A 23,916-nucleotide genomic window follows, 5' to 3' on the forward strand; every position below is an offset into this window, starting at 1 on the left:
ACAGTATCAAAGCTACGGCGGCTGCACTGTTTCGCTGCTATCAAATAAAACAAAGCTCGGCATTTATGTCGGGCTTTTTCTTTTTCTCGTCAGTTAACTTTAAGAACAAGGGCACTCCGGTAGGGGGTGGGCATGCGTATGAATGAAAAAATCTCCAGCTCCATGTCTTACTGGTGGAACGGTTTAATGGCTTTCTTTGGTGGGGTATCAACGGATGGTTACATAGTTATCATCTCATTAGTCGGTATGTTGTTAACTGCGTGGATAAATAATTACTGGCAGAAGAAGCGGTTTAAAGCGGAATTTGGCAATGAGCAAAGTTAATAACATTACGCGGTCGCTCATCGCTGCTGGCGCTGGTGCCATTGCGATTGCGGTTTCAATGATAAAACCGCTTGAAGGAATAGAATATATTCCGTATCGAGATGTCGTTGGTGTGCTTACCGTCTGCTACGGCACTACAGGGCCAGATGTTATCGAGGGGAAGGTTTACACAAAAGAAGAGTGTGAATACTTCTTACATCGAGACTTAAAGAAGATCGAGCGACAAATACTTCCGATGATTAAACCCGCACTCCCAGAGCCAACCAAAGCAGCTCTTTACTCTTTTACTTACAACGTTGGCGTGGGCGCGTTCTCTCGCTCAACTCTACTTAATAAGCTTAACTCTGGCGACATGACAGGCGCTTGCGGTGAGCTAAAACGATGGGTATATGCCGGCGGTCAAAAGTGGAAAGGTTTGATGACTAGGCGAGACATCGAAGAAGAGGTTTGCAGCTTCGCCTTTAAGTCTGTTGATTTAAGAATGAAACGATACATAGATCTTAAAGATAAAGGAGCTGATGTTTATGCGTATGAAGTTTATAGCGCTGGCAGTGCTAGTTCTTTCGCTTATCGCTAGCTCATTGCTTCTTTGCGTTAAAACGGCGGAGTTAGACAGCGCTAAGAATAAGCTGTCTGAAGCCAATCTAAAGATAGATGGCTATGTTAAGTCTCAAGAGGAGCAGAGCAAGCGCATTGAAATGCTCGCTGAGATTGGCGATCAATCAGCCAAGGAGTTAAATAGTGCGCACGATGAAATCAATCGCCTTGCCGATCAGCTTCGCGCTGGCCCTAGCCGGGTGTTCGTCAAAGCAAGTTGTCCTAAACCAGTGTCCGCCTCCACTACCACCGGAGGCGTGGGCAATGCAGAAGCCCAACAATTTAGCGAAACAGCTAGAGAAGATTATCTACATCTCAGAAGAATGATTGTAGATAGCGAGCAGCAGATTAAGTACCTGCAAAGCTATATCAAAACTCAATGCATGGTGAACCAGTGAAGAAGAACAAGCGGCACAAAAGAGACATGAACCTGCGTAAGCGCGGCAATTCATTTAAGAATCTCCCATGGAGACGCTAAGAGCCTTTCCTTTCGCTACCGAAGGGCTTTTGGTTTCTCCGCAACTATCTTGCTGGCAGGTAAGCTGCAAGTGTGATTAGTCATGCTGATAAGCATTGCTAGTTATGCGATTTTATAAAGTTCTAAAAATATCATTCAAGAGTGTCATTTTTAGAGTTTTATATAGATATTCAATCGCTACGGTCTCGGCGAATCGCGGGTCTGTATAAACCAAACCAGTTATTTATTCTGTACGGTGTAGAAATGAGACCAAATCCCCCAAGCTCAATGACGGATGAATTCCACATCTACACCAAAATAGAGCCTGCAGAAGAGGTGAGAAAGTGGGTAGATAGCCAAATCATCAATCCAGATGGAGAGCTATATAACCCAGACCACTCTCACTTAATCGATGCAGATATTAAGTTCATGTGGGCATCAAGCTCATTCCAGAAAAAGGGACGGATAGTCCTAGGTCAATGTGAAGAGGTAATGTTTCGCGCTGGTGGCTGGCAAAAGGCCAGAGCAGAACAACAGATGGTTGAGTGGTTCGGTCATGTCCCCAAGTTCATTATCACTCTATCTGCTGAGTACTGTTCCGCTTGTTCGGATGTGGAATTTTGCGCATTAGTAGAACACGAGCTTTATCACATTGCACAACAGCTTGATGAGTTCGGCGCTCCCAAGTTCACCCAAGACGGATTACCAAAACTTGGCATAAGAGGTCATGACGTTGAAGAGTTCTTTGGCGTTGTCCGAAGATATGGCCCAAGTGAAGACGTTAAAGAATTAATCTCTGCTGCAAAAGAAAGCCCAGAGGTTGCAAAAGTAAACATCGCTAGATCGTGCGGAACCTGCATGATGAAACTGGCTTAAACGATAGATTGACATATACGGTAATAATTTTATGGCTGCACTAAACAACGAGGCCAAAGCCTTTATCGTGCAAGCCTTGGCTTGTTACGACTCTCTAGAAACAGTCTCATCATCTGTCAAAGAACAATTTGGCCTAAGCCTAACTAGACAGCAAATTCAATCATACGACCCAACAAAAGCTGCTGGTAAGTCACTGTCGCACAAGTGGGTTGATCTGTTCAATGTCACAAGAGAGAGATTTCAGGTAGAGATATCTGACATACCAATCGCAAATAAAGCTTATCGATTAAGAGCGCTCGACCGCATGGCTACCAAGGCTGAGAACATGAGAAACTACAATCTAACCGCTCAGTTGATTGAACAAGCGGCTAAAGAGTGCGGCGATTCTTATACGAACAAGCAAAAGCTTGAACACACATCCCCTGACGGCTCAATGACGCCTAGGCCAACGATTGACGCCTCCAAGCTGTCAACGGGCGCACTAGAAGAGCTACTTAATGCATCCACAATTAACGAGACATGACTTAATCGAGATAGAGAAGGAGCTTTGCTCTAGGTCTTTGTCTGCATTTGTCCGTAGAGCTTGGCATGTTATCGAGCCCGGACAGCCTTATAAGCATGGATGGCACGTTGATGCGGTTTGTGAGCATCTTGAAGCGGCAACGAGAGGGGAAATAACTCGATTACTAATAAACATTCCACCTGGCACAATGAAATCAACACTGGTTTCCGTATTCTGGCCAGCTTGGGAGTGGGGGCCAATGAATATGCCCCACATAAGGTTTATTGGGGCCAGTCATGAGCAAGGATTAGCGGTTCGAGATACGCTAAAAATGCGTAGATTGGTAACCTCTGATTGGTTCAAGGAAAGATGGCCCATTGGCTTGACTGGCGATCAGAACCAAAAGACCTACTACGAGAACACAAAAACAGGGTTTCGTCAGGCTTGTGCCGTTGAAAGCATGACGGGGCGAAGAGGCGACAGGGTTGCTTGGGATGACCCTCACAGCGTTGAGGCCGCGCTATCCGATTTGAAAAGAGAGTCGGCTTTGCGAGTTTTCCAAGAAACGCTACCAACGCGACTCAACAACCCAGACTCATCGATTATTGCCATTGTTATGCAAAGGCTGCATGAATATGACGTATCTGGATTAATACTAGAAAACGACTTTGGTTATGAGCACCTTTGCTTACCCATGGAGTTTGAAGTTGAAAATAGATGCGTAACAAGCATTGGATTTAAAGATCCCCGCACAGAAGAGGGTGAGCTGCTTTTTCCTGAACGGTTCCCTCGTGATGTTGTTGAGCGTGACAAAAAAGTCATGGGCTCCTTTGCTGTTGCTGGACAGTTTCAGCAAAGGCCAGCGCCAAGAGGTGGTGGTTTCTTTGATTGGCAAAAAGTTGAGATAGTTGATTCTCACCCTCGAATAGTAAAAAGCATTCGCTATTGGGATAAGGCTGGAACGGAAGGCGGTGGAGCTTATACCGCTGGTGTCAAAATGGGACTTGGCGAAGATGGTATCTACTACGTTCAGAATGTGACTCGCGGACAGTGGGGGTCAACCAAGCGTGAAGCATCGATTAAAGCTGTCGCAAATCAAGATGGAATTGGCACTCACGTATGGATAGAGCAAGAGCCGGGCTCTGGCGGTAAAGAGTCAGCAGAAAGCACGATAAGAAATCTAGCCGGATTCACAATCAAATCAGAAAGGCCAACTGGTGATAAAGCGGTTCGCGCAGAACCATTCGCAGTTCAAGTTGAAGCCGGTAACGTCAAACTTGTTCGTGGAGACTGGAACGATGATTTCATTAACGAGATGAAGACGTTCCCCGTCGGCAAGTACAAAGACCAAATCGACGCAAGCAGTGGCGCTTTTAATAAGCTTGCTATTCCTAGCGCTATCGGCCTCATGATCCCCAAACGTTTAAGGTAAACCATGGCTTTATTCAAAGTAAAAGCGCGTGACGGCTCGGTTGCGCTGCTTGTTCGTGCGCGTTGCATAACGTGCGCAAGAGAAACGGCTGTTAATACTTATCCGGCTAGCGAGATCATGCTATGGCGTGACCCAAATTTATCCACTGTAGAAGTTATCTATGACGCATCTAAAACGCTGCACGAGCCAAGCGGTAAGCGGTGCGTACTTGAACGGACGGAATATTCATAATGACCGATAAACTACAACTAGCAGTCAATCACGCTGTTAAGCTCATGGCTAACAACAATCATTATGACTCTATCGCCCAATCAAGAATGGCATTGATGCAAAACGGTATGGGTATGGACCATAAGCGGTCGTCTGCGTGGTGCGAATACGGCTGGAAGAGTGATTTAAGCTTTGCCGATTTATACAGCGCATATCGCCGTGGTGGTTTGGCCTTCTCCGCTGTCACTAAGTTGATATCTAAATGTTGGTCGTCTTTCCCTGAAATCATCGAGGGCGAGAATAAAGATAAATCCAAGTCTGAGACGAGCTGGGAGAAATCATTAAAAGGTCTTTTCGATAAGCGTTTTTGGAAAGCGCTTGCGGAAGCAGATAAGCGCAGGCTCGTTGGTCGATACTCCGGCGTTCTTATCTACTTTAGAGACAACAAAAAGTGGAATGAGCCAGTTGTTAAAGGCAAGGGAGTTCAAAAGGTTCAAGCGGTTTGGGCTAACAGCATAAAGCCAAAGACGTATGAAATTGACATCAATAGTGAAAACTATGGTGATGTCACAATGTGGACTTACACCGGGACTTTACCCAATGGCGCTCGTAAGAATTTCGACATTCATCCAGATCGTCTATTCATCCTTGGCGATTACACGGCTGATGCTATCGGATTTCTTGAGCCCGGCTACAACGCACTGGTCAACATCGAGAAAGTGGAAGGCGGTTCCGGCGAGTCTTTTCTAAAGAACGCAGCAAGACAGCTCAATATCAACTTTGACAAAGAAGTTGATTTGACAAGCTTGGCTTCGATGTACGGTGTTAGCGTTAGTGACTTGCAAGACAAATTCAACGAGGTGGCATTAGAGGTCAACCGAGGCAACGACGTTCTAATGACTACCCAAGGTGCTTCGGTAACGCCACTTGTTGCGAACGTACCTGATCCCACTCCAACTTACGACATTAACTTACAAACCTTTGCGTCATCCGTTGATATCCCAAGCCGGATCTTGGTTGGGAATCAGCAAGCTGAACGCTCAAGCACGGAAGACAACAAGTATTTTAATTCTCGGTGTCAGTCTCGAAGAGAGATGGGGATTTCAGATGAGCTTGAAGAGCTGGTGGATAAGTTTGTTTCTTTAGGTTCGATTAAGCCTGCTGACTTTACTGTCATTTGGGACGATTTAAGGGAAGACAGCAAGTTAGAGAAGCTAACAAATGCCAAGATTATGTCTGATATCAACAACGTGGCTCTGGTTAGTGGCGAAGCTGTTTTTGATGATAACGAAATCAGAACCGAGGCGGGTTATGAGCCGCGCAATGACGACCCTCTACCAGATAACGATCCGGATGATTTAGAAGATGAAGAAACCGAAGTCGCCAATCCTGCCACGTAACATCAAAGACCCTGCGGCTACGGACAAGTTAGAGCGCGGAGCAATGAACAGTTTCGCGCTCAAGCTTAAGAAAATCGGGAAGCAATACGCAAGGTTGCTAGAACGAATACCAAACCAGCCAGTTGTTAACAAGAAGTACGCTTATCAGCTTGATGATTACTTGCTTAATTCAATATTGAGCGAGGGAGAGCGGCTAATTGATTCGATATTACTTGAAGGCGGTAAGGATAGCCTCTGGTTTTACAGCGCTTATGTGTCTACTGCTTATCAGCGCGGTACAGCTCAAGAGTTTGCTAACTTGGCGGCGCAGTCGGTTTCTTATCTAGCTGACAAAGAAAGCTTGGGTGGCTTATTGCTAAGCGAGCCCTATCGAAACCGCATTGCCTTAGTTCGCGCTCGGGTGTTCGAGGAAATGAAAGGCTTTAGCGGTCAAGTTAAAGCTGACATGGCGCGAATACTCGCGGATGGCGTTGGTAGAGGGTTAAACCCGAGAGATGTTGCCAAAGCTCTACAGCAAAAAGCAGGGCTAGAACAGGGAAGAGCAAATCGCATTGCGAGAACCGAGATAAATACGGCATTGCGGCGCGCTCGGTGGGACGAGTCAGAAGATGCGCAAGAGCGGTACGGCTTTAAAACTATGCTCATGCACATTTCCGCGCTATCCCCAACAACAAGACCAAATCACGCAGCAAGACACGGAAAGCTATTCACTATCGAAGAAGCTAGAGAATGGTTCGCCGAGGGTTCTAATTCAATTAACTGTAAGTGTGTGACCATATCAGTGATTGTCGATGAGAACGGCAATCCAATAAACGACACAATTCTTGATAGGGCAAGAAAGATGCTCTCTAAGTCAAGATTGTCAACTAACCAAAAATGCTCATGCTGCCACTGATGCAGCGCAGGAGATATAATGAAAAAATCAACCGTCTCACTTGTTGTTAACTCATCGCTGGCAAATCGTGAATCATGTATTCAGGTTAACGTCACAACGCAAGTTAACAGCAAGTCAATTAGACGCGAAACGTATAACGGTCGTGAACACTGGGTTTTACCAAGTTACACGCTGCCGGCTAACGTTGTGATGAATGACGGGCTTTATACAGCAGAGCAAATCGATAAGCACTACCTAGGTATCGAGGGGACGCTTGCGCCCCTTGGTCACCCAACGCTTGACGGTCAATTCATATCTGCATTCAGCCCCGAAGGCATCAACCAAGGGCATGTCGGCGCATGGAACCGTAATGTTAAGAAGTCCGGTAATCGCGTTTACGTTGAAAAGTGGGTTGATATCGAGGTTGCCAATCAAAGCGAGAAGGGCAAAGAGCTTATCGAGCGCGTGGAGGCTATCGAGCGCGGGGATGATGTGCCTCCAATCCATACTAGTATTGCTGTTTTCCTCGACCAGCTAGAGCCAAACGCTGAGCAATCACAAATGGGCGCTAAATGGGTTGCTGACATTAAAGCTGTTGATCATGACGCAATACTACTTCACGAAGTCGGCGCAGCAACGCCAGAGCAGGGCGTGGGCTTGATGGTTAATGCTGACTTAGCTACTCCGCTTAAGCCGCTAAATGTTAACGCTGGTGTTCTTGTTGGTGAGTCATTTCGAGAGCTTGAGAATCGACTTGAAAAAGCCGCTAAAGAGAAATTCGCGTCCGGCGACAATCAGTACGCTTGGATTGCAGATTTTACCTCATCACAAGCCATCGTGATCACCAACGGCGGCAGCGCTAAAGTCTACGGATATAAATCCGAGAGCGGAAAAATCATCTTTGACGACAGCGGTACCGAGGTTCAGCGAACTGAATCGTGGGTATCCGTTGCTGTAAACAAGTTCAAATCAATTTTTAAACCGCAAGAGATTGCAACCAACGAACAGGAGGGCGACATGCCTTTAACAACAGAAGAGAAACAAGAACTAATCAGCGAGATTGGTAAAGGCTTGGCCGCTAACTTTGCCGAAGCTATCAATCCGCTTTCTGAAAAAGTTGATCAACTGCAAGCAAATACAGAAGAGCGTCTTAAGTTGCTTACTGCTAATCACGATGCAGAAGAAGCGCGCAAGCGTGAAGCGGTCAAGAAAGAGTTTGGCGAAGTTGTTGCTAACTCACTGCAAGGCGATGCGCTTGATGAAGTTTTCAAAAAGCTCGGCAATGCAACACCTCTCGCGCCTAACTCGGCAACTACACAACCTGAATCTGGCGCACCAGCGGCAGACGAATACTTCAAATAAGGATGTGAGCAATGCGCTATCGTCGTATTAACCTAGACGGCAAGTCCGTCACTGAAACTCGCGTTGTTGCTGCGGCTTTACTGCCTGGCACTTTCGCAGTCATTAACGCATCAGATAAATTCGCCGCTGCAACTGCTTTAGCTGGCCGTATTTATCTTGTTCATCCAGCTTCGCATCAAGGCTTAGGCGTTTCTCAGGCTGTGCCTGTTGATAACTCTGCGGTCGCTGAGTATGTAGAAGAAGGGCGCGAACTAGCTGTACTCTGCCCTGCTGGTGAATACAAAAAAGATACTCCGATTAAGCTTGGTGCCGCTGGCAAGGGTGCAATCGGCGTCGAAGGTACGGACGTGATTATCGGTTACAGTCAAGATGAAGTGACTTTAACTGGCGACGATCTCATTCGTGTTCGTTTTCGTGCTGGCGTTGCTGTTAGCGCATAATTGGAGATAAATGAATGTTCTTTACTCGTGAAACTCTAGCTGCAAACCGCAACGTGCAAGGTCACTGGGCTGATTTGTGGGCTACTCGAAACATGATGAGCGCGAACCAGCAAGCGATGATTGCTGCTAACCGCGCTTACATGACACAGGATATGTTACAGGCCAACGCCGCCGAAGGTTACTTGCGCGACTTCTGGAAAGAAATCGACAGCCAGATCATTCAGATGCGTGACGAAACTATCGGCATGGAAATTCTTAATGATTTATTGGGAATTCAAACCACGCTGCCAATTGGTAAGACAGTTAAGTCTTATAACTTAGCTGGTGGTATTGCAGAAGACGTTGCAATCACTATCGATGGCCAAGCGCCGTTTAGCTTCGATCACACCGATTACGATTCTGACGGTGACCCTGTGCCAATCTTTCTGGCTGGCTATGGTGTCAACTGGCGTCATGCTGCTGGCTTATCAAGCGTTGGTATCGATTTGGTTCTTGATTCTCAATCTGCAAAGATGGAAGTCTACAACAAGAACCTTGTCAGCTATACGCTAGATGGCAAGTCAACGATCACTGTTGATGGCAAGCAGGGCCAAGGTCTACGAAATCACCGCAACACTAAGAAAATCAACTTAGGCGCTAGCGGTGGCGGTGCAAACATCAACCTTACTACGGCTACGCCTGAGCAGTTAATTGCATTCTTTACCAAGGGTGCATTCGGCCAGACTGCGGAAGCTAACTACGTCACTAAATACGATGTGGTTTGGATTTCTCCGCAAATTGCTGCCAATTTGCAACAGCCTTATATCGTTAATGGCACGATGCTTGGCACTGTTCAGCAAGCTATTTCTCAGTACCTTGGCTTTGTCGGAGAGTTCCGCAAGACCTACGCGCTACAAGGCAATGAGTTCTTAGGTTATGAGCGTAAGCAGTCAACGTTAACCCCACTGATTGGTATGACAACAGGCGTTACCCCTCTTCCTCGACCAATGCCCAACAGCAACTATAACTTCCAAATTATGGGTGCAATGGGTATGCAAGTTAAGAAAGATGGCGCGGGTCGCTCTGGTGTTATCTACGGCGCAAACATGGACTAAGGTGATAGAAATGAAATATATCGTTGAAATCCCTTGGCATGGGGTCAAAAAAGGCCAGATCATTGAACTTGAAAAGCTTCATCCTTCGCTAAAGTCGAATGTTCGACCTGTTGAACTGGAAGGTGAAGAATCAGGGTCTTTGTCTCATACTGATCTTGAAGGAATGATTTCAGAAGCGGAAGCACTGGCAGCTAAGATCATTGAAGAAGCCAACGCAGAAGCGGAGAAAATTATCATGCAAGCAAAGGAAGAAGCAGGAAAGTTAACTCCCGCAACGCCAGAAGCTACCGCCGATAAAAAGGCACCAGCCAATAAATAGCAAGCCGCCAGAAATGAGCGGCTTTTTTAATGCCCTGCTTTGGCGGGGCTTTTATTTGAGGTCAACATGATCACATCAGAACAAGCAAAGCAGTATTTAAAGTCGCAAGGGATAAAAGTGGATGATACGCCAGATTTTATCATTGATGGCTGGGTTGAAATGGCTAACTCGGTAAGCGATTGCTTAAGCGAACATTACACAGTGAATACCGCTTTGCTTATTCAGTGCTACTTAATCTCATTGATTGCTTATGCACAGTCAGACCAAACCATATCAAGCCAGACGGCACCTAGTGGGTCTTCGCGTTCTTTTAAGTACAAAGCGTTCGCCGATCGATGGAAGGGGCAATTAAGCCTGCTTCGCGGTTTAGATAAGCATGGCTGTACTAGTGAGCTCATCCCGCCTGACCCGACCGTTAACAACTTTGCAGGTCTATGGGTTTCAAGAGGCGGTTGCATGCATAAGGGGTAATGGATGTCGAGCACAGCAGCGTGGAGTTACACGAACACAGCAAAAGTTAAGCCGTTCATTGGTTTCGACCAATGGACGCAAGAAATAACTTATGGCGAACAGTATGAGATAGCGTGCACTTGGACGGCAAAGTCAGAGCAAATGACCGATGCAGAGGGGAAAGAGTTTGTGTCGAGGCACGAAATATTCACAGAAGACGCTAGGCCAAAGTATCTCGACATGATTCAGCTTAATGGACATTCAAACTGGGAGAAAATCCGCTCGAAGACAGAGTGGGATATGAGTCCGTTTGGCGAGGCTCCTGACTACAAAGTGGTGACGTGATGAATGCACAAGCAGTTATTAAAGCAGCAATTGACCGATTACTTGATGATCATGACGAAGATCCAAGAGACGAATTAATAAGAAATCTTGAGGGCTTGTTAAACCGCCCTGAATCGCTACCAGATACCGAAATTGAGCTAACCGCCGTGCTTAAGCCGAACGGAAGCTACCTAGTTCACGACCAGCACGGCAGGAAGTTAAACGGCGTTAAGTCGGTGGCTGTCTTTCAAGATCAAGGTCAAATGGTTTTTCAGGTGAACTTATAGGTGAACTTATGAGTGTAAAGAACATAAGCAGGGTTAAGCAAAAGTTTACCATGTTCTCTAAGGACGTTGATCAAGTAAGAACTGAGGCAGCGGTTTACACAATACTCAGCGAGGGCGGGGCTTTAGCTCAGCTAATGACGCCTATGGATACTGGGACGCTAGCTAACAGCCAGTACGCGCCACAAATAGCACATTCAGCGGGGCGAACACATGGCACGACAGGTTATACCGCCAAATACGCAGGCGCGGTGCACGAGATGCCAGGAACGCTCAAGGGAATGCCAAGATCACATTTCGGCAAAACAGGGAATCAATCTGCGTTTGGCCCTCGGCAAGTAGTCGAATTTGGTGGTGGGTCTCTTACTGGAAATTACTGGGATCCTGATGCTGAGCCTAAGTGGTTAACCAAGGCTTTTAGCGAGTTGCAGCCAAAAATTCCTTTAATGCTAGAGAGGGCATACCGTGTATAGCGAATTTAAAGAGTGGATTGAATCCGCGCTTGGCTATGAATATCAATACTCAGTCGGTGAGTGGGTAGACAATGAAAGCCTTGGCTTTGTTTGCGCCATCTATGGCATGGGCGGCGCTGCTGTTGATATGGATATTAGGCGCCCACGATTCAAAGTTTTGCTTGTCGGCCCCAGAGGCGAAAGACATCAAGCTCACGCACTAATCAATCACGTAAATCAACTTATTCAACTTACTATTGATTCAGAGCCGCCATGCGGAGCTGCATCTATTAGAGCGCTATCCGAACCTGCGGGACCGGGTTACACAACAGAAAACAGAGCATGGGTCTCTGTCGATTTTCAAATCATATATTAGGAGGCCGTAATGGCTTGTAATAAAACAAAATACGTTGGTCGTGACGTCGTCCTTGAGTACGCTATCGGCTGCGGCGACTTGCTGCCAGCATCAAACCAATGGAAAGTGTTCGGTTCGCTTCGGACAAAAGAGTTTAACTTGTCGTGGGACACAACCGATGCAACAGACGGTGATTCTGTCGGTGCGCTTCGTGAAAACTTGGCAACATTCCAAACGCTAACTATTTCAGGTGATGGTGTATGCAAGGCTTCTGGCGCTGGATCAGCTAACTTAATCGAAATCAGTAAGCACGTTGCTAATCCGGTCGCCACTGGTGGACAGCCGGTTGTATGGATGCGAATGACGTTCCCAGATATTACATTTACCTGCTTCATGCTGTTCTCAACGCTAAGTCGCTCAGCTCAGTATGATGACGTGGTGACTTACAGCATGGAAGCATCAGCAACAGCATCGGAATTCGGTTTGATTGTTGAAGATACGCCAGATCCTGACGCGCCAGAAGTTGTGTCGGTTTCAGCGTTCCCAGAAACTATCGCTCTAGCTGTTGGTGCTACACGTAAGATTGCCGTAGCTGTTGAGCCAACTAACGCGCCACAGGGCGTTGTCTATGAAAGTGATGACGTAGAAATCGCAACGGTTGATCAGAACGGCGTGGTCACTGGTGTATCTGCTGGCTCTGCTTCAATCACAGTTAAGTCAACGTCAAACACGCTTATTAATGACGTTGTTACCGTTACTGTTTCTTAGCTTTAACTTGCCGCCTTCGGGCGGCTTGGAGTTAACATGATACTAACGGAAATAGGCGAAATCGGGGTTCACCATCAAGGAAATACATTTGTCTTAAGGCCATCGCTTTACGCCATGTCTCAAATTGGCTCGCCGAAAGAGATACTAGAGTCCTACGCGCTAATTATGAGCGAGTTCTCAGATAGCAAAATGCGCTGGAAGCAGTTTAGAGAAGCGTTATCAGTTATCAATAGTTGCTGTGAAGATGATTTATCGGATGTGTTTGGCTATCTAAACGAGCGAAGAAAGTACGTCAAGAAAGCGGCTGATATGAGTGACATTCTGGCGATTGCAAGAAGTCTGATGCAACATGGCATTACCGGAACGCAAGGGCCGATAAAGCGCAAAGATAAAGAAAGTGACTATGTAACAGAATTCAAAGCGCAAGATCATGTCGCCCTAGCTATGGCTCATTTAAACATGCCGGAAGATAAAGCGTGGGCTATGACAATGACCTCTCTTGTTGCTGCGCTAAGGGCCAAATTCCCTCAGCAAGAAAGCAAAGAGCCAGGCAGTAAAGCGCCTACTAAAGATGAGCATGAAGCAACGATGGAATGGTTCGAGAAAATACAGCGTAAGCGTGAATCCGTACATTAAATCGGATTGGCGAAATAGACCAGTTTGAGGTAGTATTTTGTTGTGGGTTGCTTGGTCGTGGCCCACAAGCTAATGAATTATATTCATTGGTTGTTACCTTCGTGACGTTGCCTTGGTCGGTTCGTCACCCGATTAGCCCGCTTATGCGGGCTTTTTGGTTTCTGGCGGTTAATAAATGATCGCCAAACTGGTTGAATAACCAGTGTTATGAAATTAAGATAGATCTTGTCCTTATCGATCGCTTTCAAAGCGTAATACCGACCAAAAGCGTTAGGGGCACGCTCTTTAATATTTCATAGAAGGAAACAATCATGAATATGATTAAATACGACCAAAATCTAACCATGAGTAGCCGCGAGATTGCGGAGTTGACCGGAAGTCGTCACGATAATGTGAAGATTTCCATGGAGAGGATGAAGAATTCAGGTGTAATTGGTTTTACTGCAATGCAGGAAAACCCCAGAGCACAAGGCGGCAGACCACTAACTGTATACAATGTGAACAAGCGCGATAGTTACATCGTCGTGGCTCAACTATCACCAGAATTTACAGCTCGTCTTGTAGATCGCTGGCAAGAACTCGAAGAAGCCAACCAATTCAAAATCCCTCAAACTCTGCCGGAAGCTTTGCTCCTTGCTGCTGAACTAGCAAAGCAAAACGAAGAGGCGCAAAAGCAACTTGCTATCGCCGCTCCTAAAGTTGATTTTGCCGATCGGATCGCATCGGCAGGTAAAGGCGTGCCGTTGGGTGGCTTTGCTAAAGCTGTTGGTCTTGGCCCTAAAAAGATATTTGAAATTCTTCGTCAAATAAAAGTCTTAATGACTGGTGGACAGAGACACAACCTGCCTTTCCAAGAATTAATTGATCGCGGGTATTTCCAAGTAAAGCAAGGAACTTATGAAGCGAACGGAGAGACTAGAATTTCTCACACGCCGCTCATTACAGGAAAGGGTGAACAGTGGTTAATTAGAAAGTTAATTAGCTGTGGCATTCTAAAAGCAACGGCAGCTTGAGGTTATCATCATGAATAAATTTATTATTTTATTATTAACATCTTTGTTTTTTATAACTGGTTGCGAAGATCATGATTATTGTAACGATGAGATGGGCGCTTACATTGCGGGCACAAGGCTAATAAAAGACCACCTCAAGTCTCCAAGTAGCGCAAAATTCCCTAGATATTCTAATGGGAATATAACAAAAAAAATAGGAGAGTGTCGCTACCTGTCATTGGGTTATGTTGAATCCCAAAACGGATTCGGCGTCATGGTAAAAACAGAATATGATGTTGAAGTTGTTTATGAGAAAAGCCTGAGACAATGGGATTTAGTTAACTTCAATTTTAGATAGTAGCCACAATAAAATTATAAATTTAACCTCGCTTCGGCGGGGTTTTTTATTGCTCGGAGATAACATGGCAATTGACGCTGGCACAGTCTATTACACAGTAGACGCAAGAACTCAAAAGGCACTTGATGAATCTGAAAAGCTAGGTGTTTCTTTAAATACAACAAGTAAAGAAATGCAAGAGCTAGACGGTCAAACAAAGCAATTAAACTCATCGTTTAGCAAGCTTGCTACTGTAATTAAAACTGTTATTGCTGCTGCCGCATTGCGCCAAGCTGCCGACCTCGTTCAGTCTTATCAAGAAATGTCTGAGCGCGTTCAAATGGCAACCAGCAGCACTGCGGAGTTTGAGGAAGTTCAAAAGCGTTTGCTCAAAACCTCAAACGGAACTTACCGCCGACTATCCGAAGCTCAAGAGCTATACATACTAACCGCCGATAGCTTACGCAGCATGGGCTACTCAACACAGCAAGCCATGGACGTGCAAGACTCGATGTCTTATGCGTTTGTAAAAAACGCTACTTCAATGGATCGCGCAAATGCCGCCATTAGTGCATTTACCAAGTCGGTTAACACTGGGAAAGTGGCTGCCGATCAGTGGGAGACCATTGTTTCTGCTGTTCCATCGGTTATTAACGATATTGCAACCGCATCGGGAAAAACTAGTGCAGAAGTTAGGGCGCTTGGTGCAGCGGGCAAATTAACAGCCGATCAGCTTACCGAAGGTTTAAGAAAATCTCTCACTGAAAACGCTAAAGCGGCGCAGGACATGTCAAATAACATGACGGATGCTGGTGTAAGGGTTGAGAACGCGCTAACTGCGATACTTGTTAAGTTTGAGCAATCAACTGGCGCTATCAAGTCATTCACCGAGGGCGTAATTAAAGCGGCTGACTACGTTCTTGAGTTTTCCGAAGACGCCGAAGGCATGGCCAGTGTTATCAAGTCAGTTGAAGTTATTGCTGTATCCACTGCTGCGGTGATCACTGGTAAGTTGCTTGGTGCAATGGCGCTATACACTCAAAAACAAGTTGAAGGCATTGCGGCAACAGTAAAGAAAAATGCAGCAGATAAGCTAGCGGCTCAAGCTGCATTGCGTAGAGCTGCGGTAGAAAAGCAAGCGGCTATGGCTGTGCTTGCCACTGCAAAAGCAGACGCAACAGCAGCCAAGGTGGGAACTTATGCGCACACAGTAGCGATAAATAATCTAACCGCAGCAAGGGCAGCGGCTATTACGGCGACAAATGCTCATGCTGTCGCTCAAGCAAACATGAACCGAGTTGCTACCGTTGGCACCATTGCGATGACCGGACTTAGATCTGCGATGATGTTTCTTGGTGGTCCTGTTGGCGTTTTGTTTTTGGCGGCATCTGCAGTGACGGCGTTTGCAACTAGCACAAAAAAAGCTAAAGAACCAACCGATTTGCTTTCTGAGTCTGTAGAAAAGCTTGGCGACAAAGCACTTGAATTAAGAAGAATGCAAGTGGCTGACGAGCTCTTTAACATGGACTCGACAGAAAGTGAGATAAAAAAAGCAGAAAAAAGAGTTGAGGATCTAAAAAAGCTAATCGAAAGACCCATTGGAAGAACTGGCGGCTTTGATAGCGTATTTGGGTTAAGCGAAGAAGGGTTAAAAAAAGAAAACAAACGCACCGAAGCCTACAAAAAAGAATTGGTAGAGCAAAATGCTTTCATTGAGCAGCAGCAAGAAAAACGCGCCTTATTTGCCAAAAGGCTAGCTGAAATAGACGGAGAGATATCCGAAAGAAGCACAGGAAAAAAAGCATCATCAAATGGTGAGCCAGACCCAAAAGGCGGCATTTCTGGTGCAAGCGATGGGCAAAAAGCCGTTGATAAGCTAACGGAAAGCTTAAAGCTAGCAAAACTGGAAGGACGTGAGCTTGCCCAAGCAATGGCGCTGTCAGGGCTAGATAGTAAGGAAATTGAAAAGTATGGCGATGAAATCAAAAGACTTTCTGGTGAGTTGTTTGACCTAGACCAAGCTATCGACAATCAAGATGCAATTAAAGATCTTGAAAAGGAGCTTAAGATTGCAGCCTTATCTGGCGCTGAACTAGCTCAGGCACAGGCTTTACTTGGCTTGAATGACTATGCAACGCCGGAGCAAATAGAGCGAGTTAAAGAGCTGTCAGATTTGCTATTTAAAGTCAAAGAAAAGGCTAAGTTCGGAGAAGACCCAGCCAAATACATTCGTGGAAATGTCTCCCCGCTATCTGGGGGAGCTTTTGATAATCAATATTCTCGGTATGCCGCAGAGGAAGAGGAAGAGAATAAGCGATACCAAAACCAACTGAAAAGGCTTGAGGATGCTAAACGAAGCGAAATAGAGGTCGTTGGCGGTTATCAAGCTCTTCAGGAAAGCATGGCAAAAGAGCATAGCGCGAGAATGGCTCAAATTGAACAAGCTAAGAATGATGTACTTTTATCTTCTGGAGCTAAGTTATTTGGCGGTATGGCTGACATGCTTTATGCATTTGGGGGTGAATCCAGCAATGCATATAGGGCAATATTTGCGATCAGCAAAGGTTTCGCAATATCACAGGCGGCTTTGAATTTAACTAGCGCTATTTCTCAGGCAATGGCCGATCCTACGGCGTTAACCCCTGCTCAAAAATTTGCAAACATGGCGACGATTTCTGCGGCTGGAGCTAACCTTGCTAGTCAAATTGCATCAGTTTCTTACGCTGGCGGTCGCTTGTACGGCGGCTCAGTTAAAGAAAATGGCATGTACCGAATTAACGAGAACGGTGCGCCAGAAGTATTTAACGCTGCTAACGGACAGCAATACATGCTGCCAAATACTCGCGGCGAAGTTGTTAGCAATAAAGACGCCAGCGGAGGTGGGATGACTGTAACCAACTACATCACTATTAACACTGACGGCTCAGTCAGTGGTGATGGAGACAAGCAAGCTGGAGAACTTGGCAAAGCATTACAGCAAGCCGTTAAGCAAGGGATTTCCAAAGAAATGCGGCAAGGCGGTTCTATCTGGCAATACCTTCAGAAAGGCAAGAGATAATGATAAAAATTAAGCTAAACCAAGCGCGAGACATTCAAAATATCGTCTTTAAATTTGACCAAGCTCAACAGCCACTATTGGATGATATCCATCGTCACTTCCATCAAATGGATCATTTTGGGACATTAAGAAAAATACGCGATCACATTGAAATGACCGGGGTAGTTTGGCGAGAATTAAACGAAGCAATAGCGAACTATGCAGGTGATTATGATCCGTTGATTGATTCTATTTTCTCACGTTTTAATGATGAATTTTCTAAGGAGTGGCCTAGCGAGCCAGAAAAAGCAACTGAGCATTACGCTAACGCCACAAGGAATATTATCAACAAACTGTACAAATACTCCCAAGACTTAATTTTATGTGTTGAGAGCGCCAATGATGATAAGTGGCAGCACAAGCAGAAATAGAGGCAATTATGCACCAGATATTCGAATGGACCCCGTTACTTGAAGTTGCGGGGTCTTCTTCTTTTCGGGTTCTCTCTGCTCAGTTTGGGGATGGCTACGCTCAAGAAGTTGGCGATGGCATCAACACGAAAAGCGATAGCTACTCCCTAACGTTCAAAGGCAATTTCGAAAAGATTAAGGCGATCATGGATTTTATTGATGCTCACCAAGGCTACCTCCCTTTTTACTGGTCACCGAAAGATTACCAAGGGGATATGTTGCTCTGGACGTGCCGAGGTTACAGCAAAGACAACATTTCACATAACGCAAGGCAAACGGGGATTTGGTCGCTTTCTTGCACATTCGTTCAGAGGCATGAGCCATGATTTTAGCAGACGTACAAAAGCTAACACCAGGTAACCTAGTCACGCTTTATGAGCTAGATATGACAGAGCTAGGCGGTGATGTTCAGCGATTTCATAACTACGACCACAAAGAGATCATTTGGCAGGGTAATACTTACTATCCGTGGGCGATTGAGGCGTCAAACTTTGAAAGAACGGGCGAAATGCAGCAGCCTAACCCGTCATTGTCAGTCGGGAACATCGGCGAAGATGGTGATGGTAATAAGGTTACTGGTGTGGTCACTGCGCTCTGTCTAGCTTTCGATGATTTGGTGGGCGCAAAGCTAATCAGGCATAGGACGTTTGCCAAATACCTCGATGCTGAAAACTTCGGTGGGGTTAACCCAACAGCCGATCCAGATGAGCATTTCCCTGTTGAAACGTGGATAGTCAGTCAGAAGGAGCGAGAGACACCGGAAGTGGTTTCTTTTGTCTTGGCTTCTCCTATGTCACTTGATGGGGTTCAGCTTCCGCGCAGACAGGTTATTGCTAACGTTTGCGGCTGGCTTGTTATGGATTCATCCGGTTACGGCGGTTATCGCGGGGCTGGATGCGGTTATACCGGCACAAACTATTTTGATAAAGATGGCAATCAAGTAGCGGACCCATCCTTGGACAAATGCGGCGGTCGAGTATCGGACTGCAAAAAACGGTTTGGTGAAAACTCACCATTGAGTTACGGATCATTCCCATCAGCAGACAGGTTGAGCTAATGAAAGCACACATCAAAAAAGCTATCGAGAAACACGCGCTGAAAGATTACCCGCGAGAGTGCTGCGGGTTGATTATTGCCGTTGGTGGGAAGCAAAAATATATCCCATGTCGAAACATCGCCGATCACAATCTTGATTTTCGCATGTCTGCGGAGGATTACGCGCTAGCAGAAGATGAGGGCCAAATCCTTTCGGTTGTTCACTCGCACATTGACCGTGACGCTTACCCGTCAGAAGCGGACTTAGTTAGCTGCGAGCAAACGCAATTGCCTTGGCATATCGTTGCTGTTGGGCTTGATGCCGGAGATTTAGAGCCCTGCGTCAGGCAATGGCACAGCTTTGAACCATCAGGCTATGTTGCCCCGCTAGTTGGGCGTGAGTTCTTCCACGGCTCATTGGACTGCTACGGGCTAGTCAAAGACTTTTACTCAAGAGAGTTAGGCATTGAACTGCCTGAATTTGAGAGAGAGGATTTTTGGTGGCAGAAAGGGGGTAATCAAGAGCTTTATCTAGACAACTTAGACAAGGCAGGTTTTTACCAAGTTGATGAACCGAAATATGGCGATCTCATCTTGATGCAGTATCGCAGTGAGAGAACTAATCACGGAGGGATATATCTCGGTGATGCACAGCTAAAAACTCAGCCGGATCTCCATCCGGTGCTAAATGCTTTACTACATCACCCGATGCCCAGGCTCTCAGAGAGAGCCGTTTACGCTGGCTACTGGCAAGACATAACTCGAATGATAGTGAGACATAAAGATGCAAAATGAAAAACCAAGAACAATCCGATTATACGGAAAGCTAGGTGCTAAGTTTGGCCGTGTTCATAAGTTTGTTTGCAACAGCCCAAGAGAGGCAGCATCCGCGCTTTGCGCTATGGTTCCCGGCTTTAAACAAGAAATGATGGAGAGTAAAGATAAAGGCATTGAGTATGCCATCTTTATCGGCAAAGAAAACATTAGTGAAGAAGCGTTAGGTGCACTAGCCGGAAATAAAGATATTCGAATCGCTCCGGTCATTGCGGGGTCTGGCAGAGGCTTTCAAGTTGTAGCTGGTGTTGCTCTCATGGTGGCTTCTTACTGGTCTGGGCCTTACGCAGCACAAGTATTTGCTGCAGGGCTTGCTTTGGCTGTCGGTGGTGCGGCTCAGTATTTAACCAAGATCCCCGAGGGCAACACAGGTACTGAAGTAGATAACGGCGCGTCTTATAACTTCAATGGCCCCGTTAATTTAACAGCACAAGGCAACCCTATTCCAGTGCTGTACGGCGAGATGATCGTCGGTTCCATAACCGTTTCAGGCGATATGTATTCGGAAGATCAACAGTAGGCGCATCATGATAAAAATCGAACAAAGAAAAGGCGGCTTTAAAGTCGTTGGATCTGGCGGTGGTGGCAAGGGCGGAAGCAACTCCCGCACTCCGGTTGAGTCACCAGATAGCTTGCATAATACTTCTTATGCCGCGATTTTAGACGTGATCAGTAACGGTGAAGTAGTTGGCCCGTTACATCCAGATCAGCCGCTTCGTGATATTTACCTTGATGGCACACCGATTCAAAACGAGGACGGCTCGCTAAACTTCAGTCGCGTAGAAACGGATTATCGAGTCGGCACGATTGACCAAGATCACATCGCTGGATTCCCTGCGTCTGTCAATGTTGTATCCGTTGGAACCGAAGTGACAACACCAATGCCTTGGATTCAGCAAGTTACAGGATCTGAGCTTTCTGCGGTAAGAGTTAGCGTTAATGTTCCTACGCTACTCGCAACGCTCGACTCTGGTGATAACGCAGGTGACCGAGTTGGCTACAAAGTCGATTACGCTATTGACTTGGCGATTGGTGGTGGCTCGTTTGAAACCGTAGTTAACGCAAGTTTTGACGGTAAGACTGTCAATGGTTATACAAGAACGCACAGAATTGATTTGCCAGACGGTAACGCTTGGCGAGTAAGGGTGCGACGATTAACACCAGAAGCATCAAGCACTACGATTCAAGACGCAATCTACGTTAATTCATATGCAGAGGTGATTGACGGCAAATTCAGGCACCCAATGACCGCGCTGATCGGCTTAAAGATTGACGCCGAGCAATTCCAGAGCATCCCAACTCGTGCTTATCATTGGAAAGGGCGCGTCATTCGCGTTCCTTCTAACTACGATCCCGAAACTCGCACTTACAACGGAACTTGGGACGGCTCGTTTAAAAACGCATACAGCAATAATCCTGCATGGGTATTTTTTGACATGCTAACCAACAACCTTTATGGGCTTGGAGAGTATATCAATGTAAGTACTGTTGATCGCTATGCGCTTTATCAAATAGCGGCCTATTGCGATCAGATGGTTGACGACGGCATGGGCGGATTAGAGCCTCGTTTTGTATGTAACTGTTTTATCCAGTCAGCTCAAGATGCGATGCGCGTGATTAACGATTTATCAAGCGTGTTCCGTGGCATGGCTTACTACGCTGATAGTCAAGTCGTTCCAGTTGCTGATATGCCAAGCGATCCGGTTTATACATACACCAACGCTAACGTCATAGATGGGCTGTTTGAGTATTCAGGTTCTGACTTAAACACTCGCAAAACAGTTGCCCTTGTTTCTTACAATGATCCGGACAATTTCTACAAATCAAAAGTAGAAGTTGTTGAAGATTCTGACGGCATAGCAAGATACGGCATTCGTAAAACCGAAGTGATTGCTTTCGGTTGCTCTTCTCGCGGACAGGCTCAGCGCATTGGGCTCTATTTGCTCTACACATCACGCATGGAAACGGGAGGCGCTGCTTTTAGCGTTGGTTTGGATGGGGTTATTCCTCAGCCGGGATCAATCATTAAAGTTGCTGATAGAAATAGAGCGGGTCGTCACATCGGTGGCCGCATTCGCTCAGCAGAGATTAACGCCATTGTTGCAGACCGTGATAACCCTGCCAAAGTCGGGGACAATCTAACTGTTAACTTGCCCAGCGGAAAATCAGAAACCAGATCAATATCGGCGATTGATGAGCGTAAGATCACGGTTTCACCTAACTTTTCTGAGATACCAGCAAGTCAATCCGTTTGGTCGATTGATGCGGATGATCTTGTTACTCAGCAAGCGCGTGTTATTGCAGTGCAGGAAGCCGATGATATTACGTTTAGCGTTTCGTGCGTCTTTCATCATCCCGGTAAATTTGCTGCAATTGATTCGGGTGTAAGGCTTGAACCGCTTCCTGTTTCTGTGGTACCTCCCCGAACTCAAACCGCGCCAAGTAATATAGAAATAACTCAGTTTAATGTATTTAAGCAGGGAACAACTAGGCAGAACGCAGAGATAAGCTGGGATGCCCCTGAGTACGCAGTTCAGTACGATGCTCAGTGGAAGCGCGACAATGGCGATTGGGTCGCTATCCCGAGATCAGGCACAAGAACAGTACAAATAAGTGATATTTACTCAGGAAAATACTTAGTCAGAGTAAGGGCGCTAAACTCTCTCGATGTGCCATCTCTTTGGGCCTATTCGGACGAAACAGTATTAAGTGGTTTGGTTGGAAGTCCACCGTCACTAATCTCGCTTACAACAAAAAGCGAAGTTATGGCCATAACGCTTAATTGGAAATACCCCTCGACTCCGAACATTATTTCACACGTAGAAATCAGATCGGGAACCGTTGCGGGGTTTTCTTCAAGCAGTGTCATTGCTTCAGTGCCATATCCTGCGACATCATTCACACTGAACGGGCTTGGTTACGGGACTGAAAGATGGTTCTGGGCGAGACTTATAGATAAAAATGGCGAATCTGGCGGCTGGTATCCTCTGTCAACTCAACTTGGCGTGTACGGAAGAACGTCAAGTGACGCATCTAGCATCCTTGATTATCTTGAGGAGCAGATAACAAGAGGGCAGCTTGCTCAGAGTTTAGCTAAAGAACTTGACGGCCTAGGCGCTCAAGTAGAGCAAAGTCAAGAGACGGTCGAGGAACTGGATGGCTCAATAAGGGCAAATTGGCAAGTAAAAACCCAAGTAAGACAGGACGAAAGGGTCGTTCAGTCCGGTATCGGGCTTGGCGCTGCGATAAATGCAGACGGAACGAGTCGATCTGAGATTCTTCTCATGGCTGACACTATCGCTTTCCTGACCAAGCTAAACGGCGAATTACATGCCCCTTTCATTTTCGACACTGTTAACGACACCGCAATTCTTAACAGCGCGATAATCGGCGATGCAACTATTGATTTCGCAAAGATAACTGACACTTTGCAGTCAACAGACTATCAGCAAGGGCTTGATGGCTGGCTATTTGGCAAAAACGGTAATGCTGAGTTAAACAATGTTACGGTTCGCGGGGTTGTATATGCCTCTGGTGGTGAGTTTCATGGAAAAGTTTATGTTGAACAGCTCGAAGGGGATATTACTTCATCCGACACATTTAAGTTCCCAAAGAAAACCGCAACGGTTGTCGCCTATAGAGATTATCCGCTTATAAAAGTAAATATTCCCAAAGCAATGCCATTTGATAGAACTTGCAGGGTTGATGGAAATATAAGGATATCAGAATCAACAACGGCACAATTCAATGGAGAGACGTACATTAGAGACAATAACGGAAACCTCATTGATAGATACATTTGCTTGATGAACGGGTTAAAAATTTACCCCGGCAACGTGAGTAGGACTATTTTGCCCCAAGGCGCATCATTTCAGATACCTGCGGGAGCGAGTGGGGATTTCACCATTGGATTTAATATTGGATTTGTTAACTCTGGCTCTGGGTCAAGTGTCATTTTCACTTCATCACCCTTGGGCTCAAATGAAGATTTTGCCTATGACTTTTCGGTAACTGTATTTCGCACGGGTGCTTCTGTAAGTGGACTGGCGATTTAG

General features: G+C 46.1%; 29 protein-coding genes. All 29 read left to right on the forward strand.

The features are described from left to right. Positions 1-132 precede the first annotated feature (132 nt). The gene (locus AACT42_RS03990) at positions 133-324 is read left to right on the forward strand and encodes a hypothetical protein (RefSeq protein ID WP_094134045.1); all 192 of its coding nucleotides are present in this window, start codon (positions 133-135) and stop codon (positions 322-324) included. After that, positions 311-901: a lysozyme gene (locus tag AACT42_RS03995; protein ID WP_303396165.1), complete on the forward strand. Its 591-nt coding sequence runs from the start codon at positions 311-313 to the stop codon at positions 899-901. The genes AACT42_RS03990 and AACT42_RS03995 overlap by 14 nt, the downstream gene beginning before the upstream one ends. Further along, positions 849-1,319, forward strand: a complete 471-nt coding sequence (locus AACT42_RS04000) for a lysis protein (protein ID WP_161441948.1) — start codon at positions 849-851, stop codon at positions 1,317-1,319. Before AACT42_RS03995 ends, AACT42_RS04000 begins: the two co-directional genes overlap by 53 nt. A 323-nt stretch (positions 1,320-1,642) precedes the next feature. Beyond that, positions 1,643-2,254 (forward strand): putative metallopeptidase, encoded by a 612-nt coding sequence (locus AACT42_RS04005; RefSeq protein ID WP_094134047.1) that lies wholly within the window; start codon positions 1,643-1,645, stop codon positions 2,252-2,254. Between the two features lie 31 nt (positions 2,255-2,285). Next, the gene (locus AACT42_RS04010) at positions 2,286-2,777 is read left to right on the forward strand and encodes a DUF2280 domain-containing protein (protein WP_094134048.1); all 492 of its coding nucleotides are present in this window, start codon (positions 2,286-2,288) and stop codon (positions 2,775-2,777) included. Continuing rightward, positions 2,752-4,188: a phage terminase large subunit gene (gene terL / locus AACT42_RS04015; RefSeq protein ID WP_094134049.1), complete on the forward strand. Its 1,437-nt coding sequence runs from the start codon at positions 2,752-2,754 to the stop codon at positions 4,186-4,188. Before AACT42_RS04010 ends, terL begins: the two co-directional genes overlap by 26 nt. 3 nt (positions 4,189-4,191) lie before the next feature. Beyond that, positions 4,192-4,419: a hypothetical protein gene (locus AACT42_RS04020; RefSeq protein WP_094134050.1), complete on the forward strand. Its 228-nt coding sequence runs from the start codon at positions 4,192-4,194 to the stop codon at positions 4,417-4,419. Then, on the forward strand, positions 4,419-5,798 hold the full coding sequence (locus AACT42_RS04025; protein WP_094134051.1) for an anti-CBASS protein Acb1 family protein: 1,380 nt from the start codon (positions 4,419-4,421) through the stop codon (positions 5,796-5,798). The genes AACT42_RS04020 and AACT42_RS04025 overlap by 1 nt, the downstream gene beginning before the upstream one ends. Continuing rightward, positions 5,764-6,693, forward strand: coding sequence for a phage head morphogenesis protein (locus AACT42_RS04030; RefSeq protein WP_202599519.1), 930 nt, complete (start codon positions 5,764-5,766; stop codon positions 6,691-6,693). Before AACT42_RS04025 ends, AACT42_RS04030 begins: the two co-directional genes overlap by 35 nt. An 18-nt stretch (positions 6,694-6,711) precedes the next feature. Next, positions 6,712-8,034, forward strand: coding sequence for a hypothetical protein (locus AACT42_RS04035; protein ID WP_094134052.1), 1,323 nt, complete (start codon positions 6,712-6,714; stop codon positions 8,032-8,034). Between the two features lie 11 nt (positions 8,035-8,045). Beyond that, positions 8,046-8,474, forward strand: coding sequence for a hypothetical protein (locus AACT42_RS04040; protein WP_094134053.1), 429 nt, complete (start codon positions 8,046-8,048; stop codon positions 8,472-8,474). 14 nt (positions 8,475-8,488) lie between these two features. Then, positions 8,489-9,568: a major capsid protein gene (locus AACT42_RS04045; RefSeq protein ID WP_094134054.1), complete on the forward strand. Its 1,080-nt coding sequence runs from the start codon at positions 8,489-8,491 to the stop codon at positions 9,566-9,568. A gap of 10 nt (positions 9,569-9,578) precedes the next feature. After that, complete coding sequence (locus AACT42_RS04050; RefSeq protein WP_176429105.1) at positions 9,579-9,887, forward strand: hypothetical protein; 309 nt, start codon at positions 9,579-9,581, stop codon at positions 9,885-9,887. Positions 9,888-9,953: 66 nt separating this feature from the next. Further along, entirely contained in the window at positions 9,954-10,358 is a 405-nt protein-coding gene (locus tag AACT42_RS04055) for a DUF7370 family protein (RefSeq protein WP_094134055.1), read from the forward strand. A gap of 3 nt (positions 10,359-10,361) precedes the next feature. After that, the gene (locus tag AACT42_RS04060; protein ID WP_094134056.1) at positions 10,362-10,682 is read left to right on the forward strand and encodes a hypothetical protein; all 321 of its coding nucleotides are present in this window, start codon (positions 10,362-10,364) and stop codon (positions 10,680-10,682) included. Continuing rightward, positions 10,682-10,948: a hypothetical protein gene (locus tag AACT42_RS04065; protein ID WP_094134057.1), complete on the forward strand. Its 267-nt coding sequence runs from the start codon at positions 10,682-10,684 to the stop codon at positions 10,946-10,948. Before AACT42_RS04060 ends, AACT42_RS04065 begins: the two co-directional genes overlap by 1 nt. Before the next feature lie 8 nt (positions 10,949-10,956). Continuing rightward, complete coding sequence (locus tag AACT42_RS04070; protein ID WP_094134058.1) at positions 10,957-11,418, forward strand: hypothetical protein; 462 nt, start codon at positions 10,957-10,959, stop codon at positions 11,416-11,418. Then, positions 11,411-11,773, forward strand: coding sequence for a phage tail termination protein (locus AACT42_RS04075; RefSeq protein ID WP_094134059.1), 363 nt, complete (start codon positions 11,411-11,413; stop codon positions 11,771-11,773). The genes AACT42_RS04070 and AACT42_RS04075 overlap by 8 nt, the downstream gene beginning before the upstream one ends. A gap of 9 nt (positions 11,774-11,782) precedes the next feature. Further along, on the forward strand, positions 11,783-12,520 hold the full coding sequence (locus AACT42_RS04080; RefSeq protein WP_094134060.1) for a phage tail protein: 738 nt from the start codon (positions 11,783-11,785) through the stop codon (positions 12,518-12,520). A 36-nt stretch (positions 12,521-12,556) separates the two neighbouring features. Beyond that, positions 12,557-13,156, forward strand: coding sequence for a DUF6246 family protein (locus AACT42_RS04085; protein ID WP_094134061.1), 600 nt, complete (start codon positions 12,557-12,559; stop codon positions 13,154-13,156). 311 nt (positions 13,157-13,467) lie between these two features. Next, on the forward strand, positions 13,468-14,169 hold the full coding sequence (locus tag AACT42_RS04090; protein WP_094134062.1) for a phage antirepressor KilAC domain-containing protein: 702 nt from the start codon (positions 13,468-13,470) through the stop codon (positions 14,167-14,169). 10 nt (positions 14,170-14,179) lie between these two features. Continuing rightward, entirely contained in the window at positions 14,180-14,506 is a 327-nt protein-coding gene (locus AACT42_RS04095; RefSeq protein WP_094183098.1) for a hypothetical protein, read from the forward strand. Between the two features lie 64 nt (positions 14,507-14,570). After that, entirely contained in the window at positions 14,571-17,543 is a 2,973-nt protein-coding gene (locus AACT42_RS04100) for a tape measure protein (RefSeq protein ID WP_094168069.1), read from the forward strand. After that, positions 17,543-17,953: a hypothetical protein gene (locus tag AACT42_RS04105; protein ID WP_094133600.1), complete on the forward strand. Its 411-nt coding sequence runs from the start codon at positions 17,543-17,545 to the stop codon at positions 17,951-17,953. Before AACT42_RS04100 ends, AACT42_RS04105 begins: the two co-directional genes overlap by 1 nt. A gap of 8 nt (positions 17,954-17,961) precedes the next feature. Then, positions 17,962-18,318: a phage tail protein gene (locus AACT42_RS04110; RefSeq protein WP_094133599.1), complete on the forward strand. Its 357-nt coding sequence runs from the start codon at positions 17,962-17,964 to the stop codon at positions 18,316-18,318. Next, the gene (locus tag AACT42_RS04115) at positions 18,315-19,049 is read left to right on the forward strand and encodes a phage minor tail protein L (RefSeq protein WP_094133598.1); all 735 of its coding nucleotides are present in this window, start codon (positions 18,315-18,317) and stop codon (positions 19,047-19,049) included. Before AACT42_RS04110 ends, AACT42_RS04115 begins: the two co-directional genes overlap by 4 nt. Next, complete coding sequence (locus AACT42_RS04120) at positions 19,049-19,822, forward strand: C40 family peptidase (RefSeq protein WP_094133597.1); 774 nt, start codon at positions 19,049-19,051, stop codon at positions 19,820-19,822. The genes AACT42_RS04115 and AACT42_RS04120 overlap by 1 nt, the downstream gene beginning before the upstream one ends. Further along, positions 19,812-20,381, forward strand: a complete 570-nt coding sequence (locus AACT42_RS04125) for a tail assembly protein (RefSeq protein WP_094133596.1) — start codon at positions 19,812-19,814, stop codon at positions 20,379-20,381. The genes AACT42_RS04120 and AACT42_RS04125 overlap by 11 nt, the downstream gene beginning before the upstream one ends. Before the next feature lie 7 nt (positions 20,382-20,388). After that, a complete protein-coding gene (gene gpJ, locus AACT42_RS04130) occupies positions 20,389-23,916 on the forward strand; it encodes a TipJ family phage tail tip protein (RefSeq protein WP_094133595.1) in 3,528 nt (1,175 codons plus the stop codon).

It is taken from the genome of Vibrio sp. V15_P4S5T153 (assembly GCF_963874485.1).
GTDB lineage: Bacteria > Pseudomonadota > Gammaproteobacteria > Enterobacterales > Vibrionaceae > Vibrio > Vibrio anguillarum.